We start from the raw sequence: 17,098 nt of genomic DNA on the forward strand, positions 1-17,098 counted from the left end.
CACAAATGTATGAATTTTTATACGCACGCAATAAGCAAGTTGATAAACAGCTTTCCGGGCAAGCCGTTGGTTGTAACAAAGCTTACCCTAATCCTTAATATTGCGCTGTTACTGCAGGTAAGTGCAGCCAGTAATGCGCAGCGCATTACATTGTCAGAAAGGAACTCGCCGCTGGAGCAGGTATTAATCAAAATAAAGAAACAGAGTGGGTACAACTTCCTGTACAATATTCAGATGCTGAAGGACGTAAAGCCGGTTAGTCTAACTCTTGAAAATGCTACCCTTCCGGAGGCGCTCGATAAATGTTTTTCCGGACAGCCCCTCACCTATGTGATCGAAAATAAAACCGTGATCATCAGGAGAATGCCGGTTGAACCGGAAGCAAAAACGCCTGTTAATGTTACCGGGCAGGTACAGGACGATAAAGGAGAGGGCTTGCCAGGTGTTAGTGTCAGGATAAAAGGAACCACAACAGGAACAACCACCGATCTGAATGGCAACTACTCCTTACAAGTAATAAATGAAAGCAGCATCCTGGTATTTTCATTTGTCGGATATACTGAGCAGGAAGTCCGGGTCGGCTCCAGGGCCAGGATAGATGTAAAAATGCATCCGGTATCGCAGAGCCTGGATGCAGTAGTTGTAGTAGGGTATGGAACCCAGAAAAAGTCGGAAGTGATTGGGTCTGTTTCTCAGGTAGGCGCCCGGGAAATCAACGACAGAACTACCCCCCAGCTGCAACAGGCACTTACAGGGCAGATGCCGGGCGTAACCGTTATTCAGCGTTCCGGTTTGCCGGGAGCGCCGGGCGGAAGCATCCAGATACGTGGAGTAGGTTCGTTCGGAGCAGGGGCAGCACCCCTGATTCTGGTAGACGGCATACCGGTGAACTCGATGAATGATATCGACCCGAATGATGTCGAGAACGTGTCTGTCCTGAAAGATGCATCATCTGCAGCCATATATGGATCGAGGGCAGCAAACGGTGTTATTCTCATTACTACTAAAACTGGGAAAAGCGAAAAGCTTAGTATTACTTATAACGCTTATGCAGGCATTCAGCGGCCTACCAACTTTCCAAAGTTTGTTAATTCCTGGGAATATGCCACCCTGATGAATGAAGCTACCGGCGGTGGCGCAGGTGGTTATTTGGATGAAGAGATCCGGAAGTTTAAGGATGGCAGCGACCCGGATAATTACCCGAACATCAATTACATCGACGAAATTTTTAACGATAACTCGCTGCAGACCGGCCATAATTTTACTGTTGCTAAAAAGAACGCAGGTTCAGAGTATTTACTGTCGATGGGCTATATGTACCAGAATGGTATTATCCCGGAAAACAATTTTAACCGGTACAACCTGCGCCTGAACCTGACGTCTGAACTTTCTTCTGCCTTAAAGCTTACAACCAGGCTCTCCAGCATACATGTAGTCGACCACCAGCCAAACAGCCCGGCCTCCGTATCGGCAGGCGAGAAAGGAACTCTGGGAATTATCGGTCAGGCGGTGCGGTTCCCGGCCATTTACCCGGCCAAACTAAGCAACGGAGATTATGGACTGGGGGCAGTGGGCAATGGTACGCCCATTTCGCTGCTTGAAAGCGACGGCTTCTATCAAAACAAAACAACCGACCTGAACGGTAATATGAGGCTGGACTGGGAGGTAGTGAAAGGACTGAAGCTTTCTGCAATTGCCGGCTACACACAAATGAACGGAAGGGAAGATAGTTTCCTGGCAACGCAACGGCTTAATGCCAATGTCTTTTTGGGCCCTTCTACCTTACATGTAGAGAACGCACATGCTACCTACAAAACGCTGCAGCAGTTAGCGGAATACACCCGCGACGTTGGCAAACATACTGTCAGCCTGCTGGCAGGGCATTCTTACGAAGCTTATTTTAACGAGAACACAAGTGCATCCAGAATCGATTTTCCGAGCAACGTCATTACAGTACTGGATGCAGGCGCTGTGGACGGGCTGACCAACGGAGGCAGTGCCGGCGAATCGGCCCTTGACTCTTACTTTGGCAGGGTTAAATACAACTACGCCAATAAATATTTAGCAGAAGGCACCATGCGTTACGATGGCTCTTCCCGCTTCCCCAAACACCGCAAATACGCCTTTTTCCCGTCGGTGGCAGTTGGCTGGCGGATTCTGGAAGAGAAGTTTCTGCAGAACAGGCTTGATTTCCTGAACGAGCTAAAGCTGAAGGCGTCTTATGGCGTACTGGGTAACCAGAATATTGGCAACTACCCGTACCAGGAGGTATTCAGCACCAACTAGAATTATGGCTTTGGCAACAGTGTAAATACAGGTGTTGCCAACACAACACTTGTAGACCCCAACATCCACTGGGAGTCTACCAGAACATATGATGTAGGTCTGGATGCCGGGCTTTGGAACGGGAAGTTGGGCTTTAGCGCCACCTACTATAACCGCTACACCTACGATATCCTGGTTTCGCCAAACGCCAGTGTTTCTAACGTGTTGGGGTTTGGCATAGGCAGAACAAACTCCGGTTCGCTGGAAAACAGAGGGTGGGAATTTACACTTGATCACCGGAACAGTATCGGCAGTTTCAACTATTTTATGGCAGCCAATTTTTCTATCGTCAACAATGAAGTGCTGGATCTTGGCATAGCCAATATCGTTCAGCCAAATGGCATGGTAGGCAACGGTTCTAACCTGTTTGTTGGTTATCCTATCGGGCCTTACTATGGCTATATTTCAGACGGCCTGTACGTGGATGCGGCAGATGTGGATAACTATACCAAAACCAGTAATCAGTCTGCCATTAATCCTTCTCCCAAGCCGGGAGATGTGAAATACAAAGACATAAGCGGACCGGACGGTGTACCCGATGGTGTGGTTAACGCGGCTTATGATCGCACTATCATTGGCAGCACTATTCCTAAATACTCTTATGGCTTATCACTGGGCGGAAGCTTCAGGGACTTCAGTATAAACGCACTGGTGCAGGCGGTGTCGGGTGTGCAGGGCCGCCTTACCAACCATGCCGGACATGCTTTCTTTACAAACGATGGTAATGTGCAGCGCTGGCAGATGGAGGAAAGATGGACAGAAGCAAACCCGAATCCTGATGCAAAATATCCCCGGTTCGAGCTGGTGCCTAACAGTGGCACCCCCAATACCGTGCTGTCAGATTACTGGGTATTAGATGCATCGTACATTAAACTAAGGAACATACAGTTAAGTTATGCGCTGTCTGCTGCTGCAGTTAAACGAGTAGGACTGGCCAACCTGCGTTTTAACCTTAGTGCTGAGAACCTGCTTACCCTTAGTAACTACAGGGAGGGTTGGGATCCTGAAATCAATGCCGGGTTCATCAACTACTATCCGATCATGGCTAATTATACTTTTGGCGTTACTGCTGGTTTTTAAATGAATATGTGTATGGAAAAGATATATAAAAATCGTTTTGGCAAAGTACCGGCGTTGTTCCTGCTGCTGCTGTTTGTGTCCGTTTCCTGTGAAAAGGAGTTAGATAAAAGTCCTCTGTCCAGTTTCTCCAATACTACCTTCTGGACATCTGAGCAGAATACGCTGTTAGCGCTGACGGGTGTGTACAGGGGAAACCACCGGTATAATGGCGGAGATGTAAATCCGACTGACTGGTGGTCTTATTCCGGATTGCTTTTTCCGGAAATGGCAACCGATAATGCCTATGACAGAAGAGGCGACAGCTCACCCTTGAACAGGCTGACAAACGGTACGCTGGTAAATAACAACGGATTGCTGCAGCATTACTGGAGCAACAGCTATTCCAAAATTGCCCGGTGTAACTACTTTATGGAAAATGTTGTAAAAGCCCCGGTTTCTCAGGAAAAGCTTAAGCGTATGGTGGCTGAAGCTCGCTTTCTACGGGCTGCAGAATATTTTTACCTGTCCCAACACTTCGGCGCGGTACCGCTTGTAACCAAAGTGCTGACCGTAGATGAGGCCAACACCATAACAAAAACGTCGAAACAAGCGGTAGTCGAGTTTATTATCAGTGAATTTGCTGCTGCTGCTGCCGACCTGCCCCGTCATAAGGACATTCCTTCCGCTGAGTTTGGAAGAGCTTCTAAACAGGCTGCCCTTGCTTTTCAGGGAAGATCGGAACTGGCAGCCGGTAAATTTGCTGATGCGGCAAAGACCTACAAAGCCATCATCGATTTTAACGACAATATCATAGACCCCAACTACGAAAGCCTCTTCAACGGTTCAAATGAAACCAGCAACGAGATAATCTTCAGCAGTGTGTTTGTGGAGAACCTGCTGGGCAACGCCCTGAGGCAAAAAACACATATGGCGGTGGCAGGAGGCTGGGTGTTCTTCTGCCCACTGGGCAATCTGGTGGAATCGTATGAGTTTACCGATGGCACCCCATTCTCCTTTTCAGATCCCAGGTATGACCACACCGATATCAGGAAGAACAGGGACCCGAGGCTTGGCTACACGATATTTGTAAATGGTGCTACGTTCGGTGGTTTAAAATATGTGAGCCACCCGGATTCAACTACGTCTGCTGACCAGGTAACAAATGCAAAAGCTGCTACTCGCACAGGATATGCGCTGCGAAAGTATATGGTGGAGTCTTATGCCGGTGACCCGCAGCGGGTCGGCAATGATATTCCCGTTATCAGGTACGCAGAGGTGCTGCTGAGCTACCTGGAAGCAAAGCTGGAAGCTGGAGATGCCATAGACCAGGGCTTGCTGGACGCTACCGTGAATAAAGTAAGAGGTAGGGCCTCGGTAAACATGCCACCGGTAACAACTACCGATCCGGCAGCACTACGCATTATACTGCGCCGGGAGCGCAGAAATGAGCTCGCCTGCGAAGGCATCCGTTACTGGGACTTGCTACGCTGGGGTATAGCAGGAACAGTGCTGCAAGGCAGGTTTTTTGGAGCCCCTTTCCCAACAGCTAAAACCCTACGAAAGGATGGCGCATTTGCAGATCCGGAAAAACGCTGGTTTGTGACCAAAAAAGCATTCAGGGTGGGGCAGGATGAAACCTGGCCTGTTCCGTTGGGTGAGGTGAATATCAATCCGAATCTTCAATAGTACATCCGGCACCTGTAACAGATGCTGCCATAAAAGGAAAGCGGCTGCCGGATTCCGGTAGCCGCTTTCCTTTTATAGCAGGGTAGTCTCTTGCGCAGGCAAAGGTGGCTGTATCGGGTTGCCGGAATCTTCTGTAAAAACATGCAAACATTAGAGGCGCATAACAGGAGTACCTCTTTTTATTGTTCGGTTTGCTACTATTTGTTAGCCTTTTTGCTGCAATACACAATTGTTACAGCATAAACTAAAATAGTTATAAGCCTCCTGCGCCTGGATACTTAATATTGTTTTACTGCTGGTCCTGAAGGTTCAGCAGCTTATACCTGTGGTAGCAGAAACATGGCTGCCGGGTAAGCCGGCATTTTTAAGGCTGATAGGCCGCGCATAATTTTTTAATATATACTTATGAAAAAAGGAATACTTTTCGGTTTGTTAGTGCTGTTTGCCGGGCTTGTTGCATTCAAGCCCGACGACCAGGTAAATTTAAAAGGTTTTAAACTTTTAAGGCTGAGCGAAGTGGAGGCAGGCGGCTGGCTCCGGAACCTGGTGGAACGGGACATGACCCAGGGTTACCTGTCTGCTATTGACAAGATGCAGCCTACCATGAAGCACAAGGTATTCGGGCCGGATAAGGTGACCAACTTCGATATCGACAAAAAAGGAGATTACACGATACGGAAAACAACCTGGTGGTGGGGCGAACACGAAGGCTACTTTGCCGACCTGGTGGTGCGGAGTGCTTTCATAACCGGCAATCCGAAACTGATCCAGAAAGCAGATTCCATTGTGAACTATGTGCTGCAGCACCAGGAGGAAGACGGTTACATTGGTATCTACAAAAAAAGCCATCGCCTGAGTATGCTCAAAGGCGAAAACGGGGAGCTCTGGACGCAAAGCCGCATCCTGAATGCCCTTATTTCCTACTATGAGTTCACGGGGAAAAAAGAGGTGTTGGATGCCGTAGAAAAAGCGGCAAAGCTGACCATGTCGCACTATGGCCCGGGTAAATCCTACTTCCAGATTCCCGGAAACAACGGGGGCGGAACAGCACATGGCCTCATGTTTATCGAAACCATGGAAATGCTGCACACGCTTACCGGCGATAAAGCCTATGCCGACTTCGCCTTCTGGCTCTACAACGACTATTCCACCAGCAAAATTACCAACAACCGTGATAACCAGCTGGAGAAACTGCTCGACCGTGACCTGCTTTTCGAAGAACATGGTGCCCACATTGTAGAGCACATGCGGGCGGTGCTCTGGTTGTCGACCCAGACAAACGATCCACGCTATAAGACCGCCTTCGACAACATTTTTTACAAGCTGAACGGGTCTACGGTGCCAAGCGGTGCCCTGGTGAGTGACGAACTGGTGAAGAAACGCCCGGGCGACCCGAACAATTACTATGAGTTCTGTACCATGACCGAACGGGTGATCAGTACCTTCTCCGGTATGCAGAAATCGGGCAGGGCCGACCTGGCCGATGAAATCGAGGATATTGTGTTTAATGCAGCACAGGGCGCACGCTTTGCCGATATGTCCAGCACCTCGTATCTCTCTACCGACAACAAGCTGGAGGTAAAAGCTTTCCACAACAACCACCGCTACCAGCACTCGGCCAACAACAACCCAGCCTGCTGCAACCTGAACGCCGGCAAACTGTACCCTTACTTTGTGAGCAACCTCTGGATGAAAACCCAGGACGAAAAAGGACTGGTGGCCACAGCCTATGGTCCGTCTAAAGTAACTACTACCGTGAATGGCGCTAAGGTAACAGTAGAGGAAGTAACAAATTACCCTTTCGAAAACCAGGTGACTTTCAAGGTACAGACAGACAGACCTGCCGAGTTTTCCATCATCTGCCGCAAACCGGGTTGGGCCGATAATATGAAGGTGAAGGCAGGTGGCGCCAGCACCAGTACCCGGGACGGCTACTACATCTTCACCAAAAAATGGAAATCAGGGGATAAGGTTACGGTAAGCTTCGAGAGCAGTGTGAAGCCCCTGCGGGCTGTAAACGGCGATACTTACCTGCGCAAGGGGGCGCTGCTGTACGCCCTGCCTATCGAGGAGGTGCGCGACACGGTAAAGACATTCCGCAAAGGCTTCTATCATTTCAACCTGTTTCCGAAAGACAGAGCAGCAGCCGAAAAAATCTTCAGCGATTATAAACTGGTCGTGAACCCAAAAGCCAAAGACAGCGGTCTGAAAGTAATTAAAAACCGCTCTGCCAGCACCAGTTTCCCCTGGGATGTGCCGCACCACTACCTGCTGGCAACCTTTGAGGCCAACGGAGAAGTGAAGACCGAAAAGCTGTACCCGATGGGTTCTACGATTCTCCGGAAGGTTTCTTTCCCCACTAATAACACGGCCGCAGCTAAAAGGCAGTAGCTTTTAAATGCAGCAGCGGTTTGCACTACGGGTGGTATCTGCTGCTGCTTTATTTAACCGAATCGACAAAGTGCAAACCTTTTAGCTTTAGCAGCAGTGTCCCCCTTTGGAGGCTAATCTTGTAGGGAAATTTATCTGTAGCTGCGACCATTGCCTTTGCTCCTAAAAAAGCAAAAAAACTGCTTCAAGTTTAGCGCAGCGTAACTTGGAGCTCTTTATTATGAAAGCTTTCAGCTTTCGTGCCTGCGCATGCCAGCTTTTATAGACACGCAAGTTGAAAACTTGCCGGATGAAAAGCTCCAAGTTACGCTGCGCTAAACTTGAAGCAGTTCTTGCACAGTTAACGAGCTAAGGTAATGGTTGCAAAACAGACAATTTTTCCCTACAAGATTAGCTTCAAAGGGGGACAAAAAAATTCAGTTTTTTAAAACAACGGAAGTATGAAGAGATTACGTTTTCTGAAAAAAGCAGGTGCCGTTGCGGCCTGTATAGGTGGCGCTGTTGCAGCTTCTCTGTTTCATGTGCCGGCGGCACAGGCGCAGGCGAAAACACAGCAAAAGCCAAATATCATCTTCATCATGTCCGACGACCATGCCCTGCAGGCCATCAGCGCCTACAGCCCGGACCTGATTAAAACGCCCAACATCGACCGGATTGCGCAGGAGGGAGCGCTGCTGCGGAATGCTTTTGTGACCAACTCCATCTGCGGACCCAGCAGGGCCGTTATCCTGACCGGCAAGTATTCGCACATCAACGGCTTTACCGACAACCAGGACCGTTTCAACAGCAAACAGCAGACATTCCCGCATCTCCTGAAAGCAAACGGCTACAGCACCGCTATTGTGGGCAAATGGCACCTCAACAGCACTCCCGACGGCTTCGACTACTGGAATATCCTCCCCGGACAAGGCGATTATTACAACCCCCGCTTCATCAACATGGGCCAGGACACCGTGTACAACGGCTATGTAACCGACGTCACCACCGACCTGGCATTAAGCTGGATAGATGCGCACAAGCAGAAGCCCTTTATGCTGATGCTGCACCAGAAGGCTCCGCACCGCAACCAGATGCCGCCGCTCGAGAACCTGGAGCTCTTCAACGACCGCAAGTTTCCGATGCCCGCCAGCTTCTACGACGATTACAAGGACCGTCCGGCCCTGCAGCGGCAGCAGATCAGTATGCGAAACAACCTGGACATCGACCACGACACCAAAGTGCCCTGCAATGGCTGCACTCCGAAGAAGGGAGAAAAATGGGCGCCCAGGAATTACATGCGGGAAATTAACCGCATGACGCCCCAGCAACGGGAGGTATGGAACAAAGCCTACCGGAAAGAACAGGAGGAATTTGCCAAACTCAAGACCACAGAAGAACGGGTGAAATGGCAGTACCAGCGGTACATGGAAGATTACCTGCGCTGCATCAAGTCCGTGGACGATAACGTGGGCCGGGTGCTGCAATACCTCGAAGCAAATGGCCTGGCCGACAACACCATCATCATCTACACCTCCGACCAGGGCGCTTACCTGGGCGAGCACGGCCTCTACGACAAACGCTTTATGTACGAAGAATCGTTGCGCACGCCCATGATGATTCGCTACCCGGCCGGCATTAAACCGGCACAAAAAGTAAATGAGTACGTGCTGAACCTCGACATCGGTCCCACGCTGCTCGATTTTGCAGGCATCCAGGTACCCGGTGATATGCAGGGCGAATCGATGAAGCAGGTACTGACCGGGCAGCCGGTAAATAACTGGCGCGACAAAATCTACTACCACTACTACGGCAAATCGTTCGGGCTCACGGCCCACTACGGCATCCGGACTTCGCAGTACAAACTCATTCGCTTTTACGACCCCATCAGCACCTGGGAGTTGTATGACCTGGCAAAGGACCCGCAGGAGATGAAGAACCTGTACAACGACCCGAAATACGCAAAGGTAGCAGCAAAACTGAAAGCAGAGCTGGCGGAACTGCAGCAGAAATACAAAGACCCCCAGCCCCTGGCCAATAAATAAGCAGCAGAGGCAATGGTGGCAGGTGCAGAACCTTTTTTTGGGGTATGCTGCACAAATCCGAAAGAGAGGAAATAGAAAAAATCGATTAATCTGAAAGGTATGCTTAGAAGTTTGTTTGTTCTGTTCTTTTGCATGGCATGCTTCCTGAGTGTGTGGGCGCAGCAAACCAAAGACCGGCCCAATATCCTCTGGATTGTGAGTGAAGACAACAGTCCGCTTCTGGGTTGCTATGGTGATAAATTCGCCACCACCCCCAACCTGGACAAACTTGCAAAGGAGGGGGTGCTGTACCGGAATGCTTTCGCGTCGGGGCCGGCCTGTGCCATCTCCCGCACTACCCTCATTACGGGCATGTATGCCACTAGCATGGGCACCGAACAAATGCGCAGCACCTATCCCATTCCGACATTTATTAAATTCTACCCCAAATATTTGCAGGAGGCGGGCTATTATACCACCAACAACGGCAAGGAAGATTATAACATCGCCAAAAAGCCGGGCCTCTGGGACCGTAAGATATGGGACGAATCCAGTAACAAGGCCACCTATAAAAACCGCCAGCCGGGGCAGCCGTTTTTCGCCATATTTAATTTGAGCGTGTCACATGAGAGCAGCATTCACAGGCAGGCTGCCACGCTGAAGCACGACCCGGAGAAAGTGCAGCTTCCGCCTTACCACCCGGCTACACCCGAGATGAAGCACGATTGGGCGCTCTACTACGACAAAGTACAGGCCATGGACCAGCAGGTAGGCAAATTGCTCCGGGAGCTGGAAGAGGCAGGACTGGCGGAGAATACCATCGTGTTCTACTACAGCGACCACGGCGGTGTATTGGCGCGCAGCAAGCGGTTCATGAACGATTCCGGGCTACGCGTGCCGCTGCTCATCCGGTTTCCGAAGAAATATGCCCACCTGGCTCCCGGTAAACCCGGTTCGGAAACCGACCGGGTGGTGTCGTTTATAGATTTTGCGCCAACCATTTTCAGCCTGGCGGGCATCAGGGTTCCCGGCCATATGCAGGGCAAGCCTTTCCTGGGAGAGCAACAGGCCCCGGAAAAGGAATTTGCTTTCTCGTTCCGGGGAAGAATAGACGAGCGCGACGAACTGATTCGCTCTGTCCGGGACAAAAAATACCGCTACGTACGGAATTTCCTTCCGCATAAGCCTTACGGGTTGCGCAACGAATATTTATGGCGGGCGCCTTCCATCGGGTCCTGGGAAAAGAGCTACAAGGCCGGAACTTTAAATGCGATACAAGCAGCGTTCTGGCAGCCAAAGCCCACCGAGGAGTTGTATGACGTAACCGCTGACCCGCACAACATCCACAACCTGGCCGGGGACAAAAAGTACCGCGAAGTGCTGGAAAAAATGCGCAAAGCCACCCACGATATGATGCTCCAAAGCAGGGATGCCGGTTTTATTCCGGAGGCCATGCGGGTGGAAATCTCCAAGACAGGCACCAGTTATGATTACGCGCGAAGCGCAGCTTATCCGCTGGAGAAAATACTCGAAACTGCTGAAATGGCTACCACCCGTGATGCCGGGCACCTGAAACAGCTGACCGAACGGCTGTCAGACAAAAGCCCCATCGTGCGGTACTGGAGTGCAAACGGCTGTATTATCCTGGGCAGGCAGGCGCAAGCGGCCAAACCTGAACTGACGAAACTGCTGAACGACCCGGAACCATCGGTCCGTATCGCGGCGGCCGAAGCTTTGTATGGGCTGGGGGAAAAGACGGACGTGCTGCAGGTGCTTACCCAATCCCTTACCAGTGAAAACGACTTTGTGCGCGTGCATGCCTTAACGGTGCTCGAGACAATGGAAAAAGATGCCCAGCCCGCCTTGCCTGCCATCAAACAGATTGCAGCGTCTTCTGAAAGCAAAAAGAAAGGCAGCATTGCAGCGCACGATGTGCAGGTGGCCACGCACATTATCACCAGGTTCAGGGAAGGATTTGCCAAACGGTAGCCCCAGAGGTCATTAGTTCGGCTAAGTGTGTAGCGGAAAGGTGAAAAGGAATTGCAAAGCATCAAACAAGTTAAAAATATTCAGAAGTAGCATGATGTATAAACCACTACTGACTTTTCTTATGGCAGTGCTGCTGGTTCTTCCGGCACTGGCCAATGCGCCGCGGACTACCATCGACCTGAACGGGACCTGGGAGTTCGAGCAGACGGTGGCTGCTTTTCCGCCCAAGGAATTTACCCGTAAAATTCCGGTGCCCGGGCTCATTCACCTGGCCACGCCGCGCATCGAGGAATACGACAAATTTTTCAAGCGTCCGGAAAAGGCGGAGTTCAGCGGCACGCGCAACATCCTCAAGCTTGACTACACGCCTAAATACAACTGGTACCGCCGGACGGTAAAAGTAGGCAAGGAGCAGGAGGGCCGCGAGGCGGTGCTTACCATCAAAAAAAGCCAGTACGTTACGCAGGTTTTCGTCAACGGCATCGACCTGGGCACTTACGTGGAGTGCTACACGCCCATCGACGTGGTGCTGACGCGGGCATTGAAATACGGGCAGGAAAACGAAATACTGCTGAAAGTAGCCGACCGCTACTGGCTGCCCAGCCATGCGGCAGGCGGTACCGATAAGGAAAAAGAACACTACCTGCCCGGCATCTGGGACGACGTGTCGCTTTCCTTTACCGACAAAATGTGGGTAAGCCGGGTGCTGGCCCTGCCAAACCTGAAGGAGAAAAAGGTAACGGTAAAGGCTAAAATCTGGAACCTGAATATCTTTCAGACACCCAAAGACCCCAAAGGCGACCGCGTGCAGTACGAGGTAAAGGTGTATGAAAAGAAAAGCCGCAAACAGGTAGCTAGTGCGCAGGGTGCCTCGCATATTCTGCGCGACCAGCTGGGCGAGATAAGCGTGGAGATGCCGCTGCCGGACCCGCACGCCTGGTCGCCCGATGACCCCTTCCTGTACACCGCCGAAGTTACGGTGAAGCACAGCGGTAAGGAGTCGGACAGGGTAGAGCGGGCCTTTGGTATGCGCGACTTTGAGCGCAGGGGCAAGTCCTTCTACCTTAATGGCGAGAAAATTTACCTGCGCGGCTCCAATATTACGCTGCAGCGTTTCTTCGAAGACCCGGACTGCGGCAACCTGGTCTGGGATAAGGAGTGGGTGAAGAAAATGCTGGTGGATATTCCCAAGAGCCTCGACTGGAACAGCATGCGCATCTGCGTTAGCATTGCCCCGGACTTCTGGTATGACTATGCCGATGAGTATGGACTTTTGTTCCAGAACGAATGGCTCTACTGGCAACACCACGGCTGGGACGACCAGATACGAAAAGAGTACACCGACTGGGTCTGGGCCGACGGCTCGCACCCCAGCATCGCCATCTGGGATGGCCTGAACGAGAACACGCACCAGTATATGGGCAATGTGCTGATACCCGAACTGAAGCAGCTGGACCCCACCCGTTTCTGGGATGCCGGCTACATGACTGCCTCGCAGCTGACTGATGACGAAATGGACGAGCCGCACGTGTACCTGGGCAGGCCCAACGACAAAGAAATAAAAGACACGCCTTACCCGCTGGGCAACCTGCACTACAAACCCAACATTGTGCAGGAACTGGAGAAGTCAGCGTCTGCGCAGCTGGTAAACGAATACAGCTGGATATGGCTCTGGCGCGACGGCACCCCCAGCAAACTTACCATCCCGGTGTACAACCACTACATGGGCAGCAACAGCACCGTGGAGCAGCGCAGGGCGTTTCAGGCCTACTGGCTGCAGTGCGAAACGGAACTGCTGCGCAGCAACAAAGAGGTGGCCGGACTGCTGGCTTTCTGCTACCTCACCAACAACTATGGCTATACCGGCGACTGGTTTATCGGCGATATCAAAGAACTTACGCCGTCGCCGGCCCTTTACTGGCTCAAACACTGCTTCGCCCCGACTACCGTCTTTCTCAACCTCACCGACGAGCGTTATGCCAAAGGACAGCCCGCGCACACGCCGGGCGAAAAGCTGAACTTTACCCTGATGGCGGTGAACGACGTGGCACAACAGAAAGCCGGTAAAGTGACCGTCAGGCTGCTCAATTCAAAAGGGGTAGCGGTATTTAAGGACACTGTACCTGTCACCATTGCCGCCTCTGACCGCACTGAAATTCCTTACACCATTAAGCTGCCCAAAGCGGCGGACGGTTACCTGCTCGAGACTTCCTTCACCGAAAACGGCAGGCAGGACAAGCTGCTCAGCCGCCGCTACCTCAAAGTAGGCAAACAGGACCAGTACAAATTTTACGAAACGCCGCTGCCCGAAAACTTTACCGGTGTCAGCGCCCGGAAATAAACAGCATTTAAAGTAAACTGTAATGGAAGTAGTAACACCGGTAACAATATTTCAGAACGCGCTATTAAGCGGTGCAGAAGTAGTAAGAAGTGTAAAATTATTATCCCAGCTAAAGGGAGTATTTGAAGATGAAGCTGCTTTTGAAAAGATGGACGGCGACCAGGTAGTCTACGAAGTGGATGCCTGGCTTCCGGTAGCAGAAGGCACGGAAGGCGGGCTGTTTTTTGGCCTGACGCACCTGTACCCCGGTACGGTAGGAGACGAATACTTCATGACCCGCGGCCATGTGCATGCGGTAGAGAACAGGGCGGAATACTACTGGGGCCTGGAGGGCGAAGGCCTGCTGCTGCTCATGGATAGTAACCGCCACACGCGTGCCGAGCGTATGTTCCCCGGCAGCCTGCACTACATCCCCGGCTACACCGCACACCGGGTAGTGAACACCGGCGACAGCGTGCTGCGTTTTGGCGCCTGCTGGCCTTCCGACGCAGGCCACAATTATGAAGTGATTGATAAAAACGGCTTTTCCAGGAGAGTGAAGAGCAGTGATAACGAGCCGGTGCTCCTGTAGGCTATGCATTGCATTGGCATAGACCTCGGCGGCACCCGCATCAAAATCGGGCTGACAGCAGGCGAAGAGCTGCTGGATACACGGGTGATTGCGGCGCAATCCATCAAAGGACTCGAACCGCACCTGCCCCTGATAGACGAAGCAATAGCAGACCTGGTGCAGCAGCATGACGTGCGGGCGCTGGAAGGGGTGGCCATGGCTTTTCCGGGCATTGTAAACCCTTATGCGGGAAAGGTGCTGTCTACGAACCAGAAATACGACGACGCTGCGCAGCTGAACCTGGCGGCGTACTACCGCGAAAGGTGGAGCGCCGATTTCTTTATCGACAACGACGCCCGCATGGCCAGTGTAGGCGAATGGAAATACGGAGCAGGCAGAGCATACGACGACCTGGTGATGGTGACCATCGGCACGGGTATCGGCACATCGGTTATCATGAACGGGCAGCTGATGCGCAGCAAGCATTTCCAGGCCGGTTGTTTGGGGGGGCACTTTGTGGTGAACTACAAGGGCCGCCAGTGCACCTGCGGCAACATCGGGTGTGCCGAAGCCGAAGCCGCTACCTGGAACCTGGCCGCACGCGCAGCCGAACATGCCAATTACTCCGACAGCCTGCTGCAGGGCCAGCGCATCGACTACCAGGCCCTGTTCCAGGCCTCAGCCAACGGCGACCTGGTGGCCACGGAGCTGAAGGAGGAGAGCCTCGATATCTGGGCGGCCGCCATCATCACCTACATCCACGCCTACGACCCGGAAGTGATTATCCTGGGCGGCGGCATCCTGAACAGCGCCCGTGAAATTCTGCCTTACCTGCAGGAAAAGGTGCACCAGTACGCCTGGACGCCTTGGGGCAAGGTAGGCTTTAAGGTAACCGAGCTGCAGGATGCCGCAGGTATTATGGGGGCTGTTTACAGTTACAGGAACAAAATTTAACAGGAGCTTACGAAGATGAACAATCCGAATAAATATCTTAAAAACCGCTTACCTAATTACGACAAGTACCCTTATGTGGAAGTACCCGAAAAAGCAGCACAGGCGGTAGCAGGTTGGGACAAGGTGCTGAAGGTGCTGCAGGAACAACTGCCGGCGCGTAACAAAGAAGCCTTTGTGTTGGCTGTTGATTATTATCCGGGTGTGCACGAGCAGGAACTGCTGGAGCAGCTGCTGCAGCCACTCTGCGCCGACACGTACTTCAGCACCAGTGACCTGTTCAAACCGGAACAGGAGATAGAGCAACTGACCTGTAACGACGTAACCGACGACGCTGTTTTTGGGTACATGACGCGCCTGAACCTCATCGATTTTTTTGATGCAGACGCACTGGCAGCAGCAAAGCAAGAGCTGCACCAGGCGAAGGGACTGACAATCGTCTACGGCTACGGCGCAGCTTTGCTGGCCACCGCTCCTGACCTGCTTATTTACGCCGACATGCCCCGCTGGGAACTGCAGTTGCGCTACCGCCGCCAGGAAATTTCGAACCTGGGCCTGCAGAACAAAGGCGAGAAGGCATCGCTGCAATACAAGCGCGGCTTCTTTGTTGACTGGCGTGTTGCCGACCGGCATAAAAAAGAACTGCTCACCAGGCTGGATTATGTACTCGACACTACCATCCCGCTGGAGCCAAACCTGGTGGCGGGCGAGGCGTATCGGTATGCCTTGGAAAAAACCGTCAGCCGTCCGTTCCGGGTAGTGCCGTTCTACGACCCGGGCCCCTGGGGCGGACAGTGGATGAAGGAGGTTTGTGACCTGGACCGGGAGGAAGTAAACTTTGCCTGGTGCTTCGACTGCGTGCCCGAAGAAAACAGCCTGCTCCTGAAGTTCGGCGAAGTGCTCTTCGAAACGCCTGCCATCAACCTGGTCTTTTACCAATCCAGACAGCTGCTGGGGGAGCCGGTGCAGGCCCGCTTCGGCGACGAATTCCCCATCCGCTTCGACTTCCTCGACACCATGGAAGGGGGCAACCTGAGTCTGCAGGTGCACCCGACCACCGAATACATCCGCGAGAAATTCGGCATGCACTACACCCAGGATGAAAGCTATTACATGCTCGATACTGGTAAAGATGCCTTTGTATACCTGGGCCTGAAGGATGGAGCAGCGCCTGAAACCGTCCTGGAAAAACTGCAGGCAGCACAGGAGGATGGCAGGCACTTCGATGCTGAGGAGTATGTAGCGAAGCTACCGGTAAAGAAGCACGACCATGTGCTCATACCAGCTGGTACCATCCACTGTTCAGGCGCCAACAGCATGGTGCTCGAAATAAGCGCCACCCCCTACATCTTCACCTTCAAGCTCTGGGACTGGGGCCGCCTGGGGCTGGACGGCAAGCCGCGGCCTATCAATATCGAACATGGCAAAAAGGTAATCGACTGGAGCCGCAACGAAACATTTGCCAGGCAGCAGCTCCTCAACCAGGTAGAAAAAATAGCGGAAGGGAACGGGTGGCTGGAAGAGCGGACAGGTCTGCACGAACGGGAGTTTATCGAAACGCGCCGCCACTGGTTTTACAAGCCGGTGCTGCACCAGACAAACGGAAGCGTAAACGTGCTCAACCTGGTAGAAGGCCGTGAAGCCATTGTGGAGAGTCCTGTAGGCGCCTTCGAGCCATTCGTGGTCCATTACGCCGAAACCTTTATTGTGCCCGCTTCGGTGGGCTGTTATACCATTCGTCCCTACGGCGAAAGCAAAGGGCAGCCCATTGGTACCATCAAAGCTTATGTAAGACATTAAACCGGA

General features: G+C 52.2%; 10 protein-coding genes. All 10 read left to right on the forward strand.

Annotated elements, in window-relative coordinates; genetic code table 11:
• Positions 1-9: 9 nt before the first annotated feature.
• On the forward strand, positions 10-2,286 hold the full coding sequence (locus DCW36_RS10335) for a SusC/RagA family TonB-linked outer membrane protein (protein WP_114778556.1): 2,277 nt from the start codon (positions 10-12) through the stop codon (positions 2,284-2,286).
• 126 nt (positions 2,287-2,412) lie between these two features.
• Positions 2,413-3,405 carry a hypothetical protein gene (locus DCW36_RS10340; RefSeq protein WP_394344804.1) on the forward strand — a complete coding sequence of 331 codons (993 nt, stop codon included), beginning with the start codon at positions 2,413-2,415 and terminating at the stop codon, positions 3,403-3,405.
• 12 nt (positions 3,406-3,417) lie between these two features.
• Positions 3,418-5,070 carry a RagB/SusD family nutrient uptake outer membrane protein gene (locus DCW36_RS10345; RefSeq protein ID WP_114778611.1) on the forward strand — a complete coding sequence of 551 codons (1,653 nt, stop codon included), beginning with the start codon at positions 3,418-3,420 and terminating at the stop codon, positions 5,068-5,070.
• Positions 5,071-5,475: 405 nt separating this feature from the next.
• Positions 5,476-7,461, forward strand: coding sequence for a beta-L-arabinofuranosidase domain-containing protein (locus tag DCW36_RS10350; RefSeq protein WP_114778558.1), 1,986 nt, complete (start codon positions 5,476-5,478; stop codon positions 7,459-7,461).
• Between the two features lie 440 nt (positions 7,462-7,901).
• Entirely contained in the window at positions 7,902-9,482 is a 1,581-nt protein-coding gene (locus DCW36_RS10355; RefSeq protein ID WP_114778559.1) for a sulfatase family protein, read from the forward strand.
• 132 nt (positions 9,483-9,614) lie between these two features.
• A complete protein-coding gene (locus tag DCW36_RS10360; protein ID WP_114778560.1) occupies positions 9,615-11,450 on the forward strand; it encodes a sulfatase-like hydrolase/transferase in 1,836 nt (611 codons plus the stop codon).
• 121 nt (positions 11,451-11,571) lie between these two features.
• Entirely contained in the window at positions 11,572-13,791 is a 2,220-nt protein-coding gene (locus DCW36_RS10365) for a glycoside hydrolase family 2 protein (RefSeq protein ID WP_114778561.1), read from the forward strand.
• Between the two features lie 22 nt (positions 13,792-13,813).
• On the forward strand, positions 13,814-14,362 hold the full coding sequence (locus DCW36_RS10370) for a glucose-6-phosphate isomerase family protein (RefSeq protein ID WP_114778562.1): 549 nt from the start codon (positions 13,814-13,816) through the stop codon (positions 14,360-14,362).
• Positions 14,363-14,365: 3 nt separating this feature from the next.
• Positions 14,366-15,295 carry an ROK family protein gene (locus DCW36_RS10375; protein WP_114778563.1) on the forward strand — a complete coding sequence of 310 codons (930 nt, stop codon included), beginning with the start codon at positions 14,366-14,368 and terminating at the stop codon, positions 15,293-15,295.
• Between the two features lie 15 nt (positions 15,296-15,310).
• Positions 15,311-17,092, forward strand: coding sequence for a class I mannose-6-phosphate isomerase (locus DCW36_RS10380; RefSeq protein WP_205702915.1), 1,782 nt, complete (start codon positions 15,311-15,313; stop codon positions 17,090-17,092).
• The last annotated feature ends 6 nt before the right edge of the window (positions 17,093-17,098 follow it).

Source organism: Botryobacter ruber, from assembly GCF_003347595.2.
GTDB classification, from domain to species: Bacteria; Bacteroidota; Bacteroidia; order Cytophagales; family Hymenobacteraceae; genus Pontibacter; species Pontibacter ruber_A.

Coding starts and splice junctions, on each gene's coding strand:
- DCW36_RS10335 (WP_114778556.1), top strand. CDS start 10: ATGAATTTTTATACGCACGCAATAAGCAAGTTGATAAACAGCTTTCCG.
- DCW36_RS10345 (WP_114778611.1), top strand. CDS start 3,418: ATGGAAAAGATATATAAAAATCGTTTTGGCAAAGTACCGGCGTTGTTC.
- DCW36_RS10350 (WP_114778558.1), top strand. CDS start 5,476: ATGAAAAAAGGAATACTTTTCGGTTTGTTAGTGCTGTTTGCCGGGCTT.
- DCW36_RS10355 (WP_114778559.1), top strand. CDS start 7,902: ATGAAGAGATTACGTTTTCTGAAAAAAGCAGGTGCCGTTGCGGCCTGT.
- DCW36_RS10360 (WP_114778560.1), top strand. CDS start 9,615: ATGGCATGCTTCCTGAGTGTGTGGGCGCAGCAAACCAAAGACCGGCCC.
- DCW36_RS10365 (WP_114778561.1), top strand. CDS start 11,572: ATGGCAGTGCTGCTGGTTCTTCCGGCACTGGCCAATGCGCCGCGGACT.
- DCW36_RS10370 (WP_114778562.1), top strand. CDS start 13,814: ATGGAAGTAGTAACACCGGTAACAATATTTCAGAACGCGCTATTAAGC.
- DCW36_RS10375 (WP_114778563.1), top strand. CDS start 14,366: ATGCATTGCATTGGCATAGACCTCGGCGGCACCCGCATCAAAATCGGG.
- DCW36_RS10380 (WP_205702915.1), top strand. CDS start 15,311: ATGAACAATCCGAATAAATATCTTAAAAACCGCTTACCTAATTACGAC.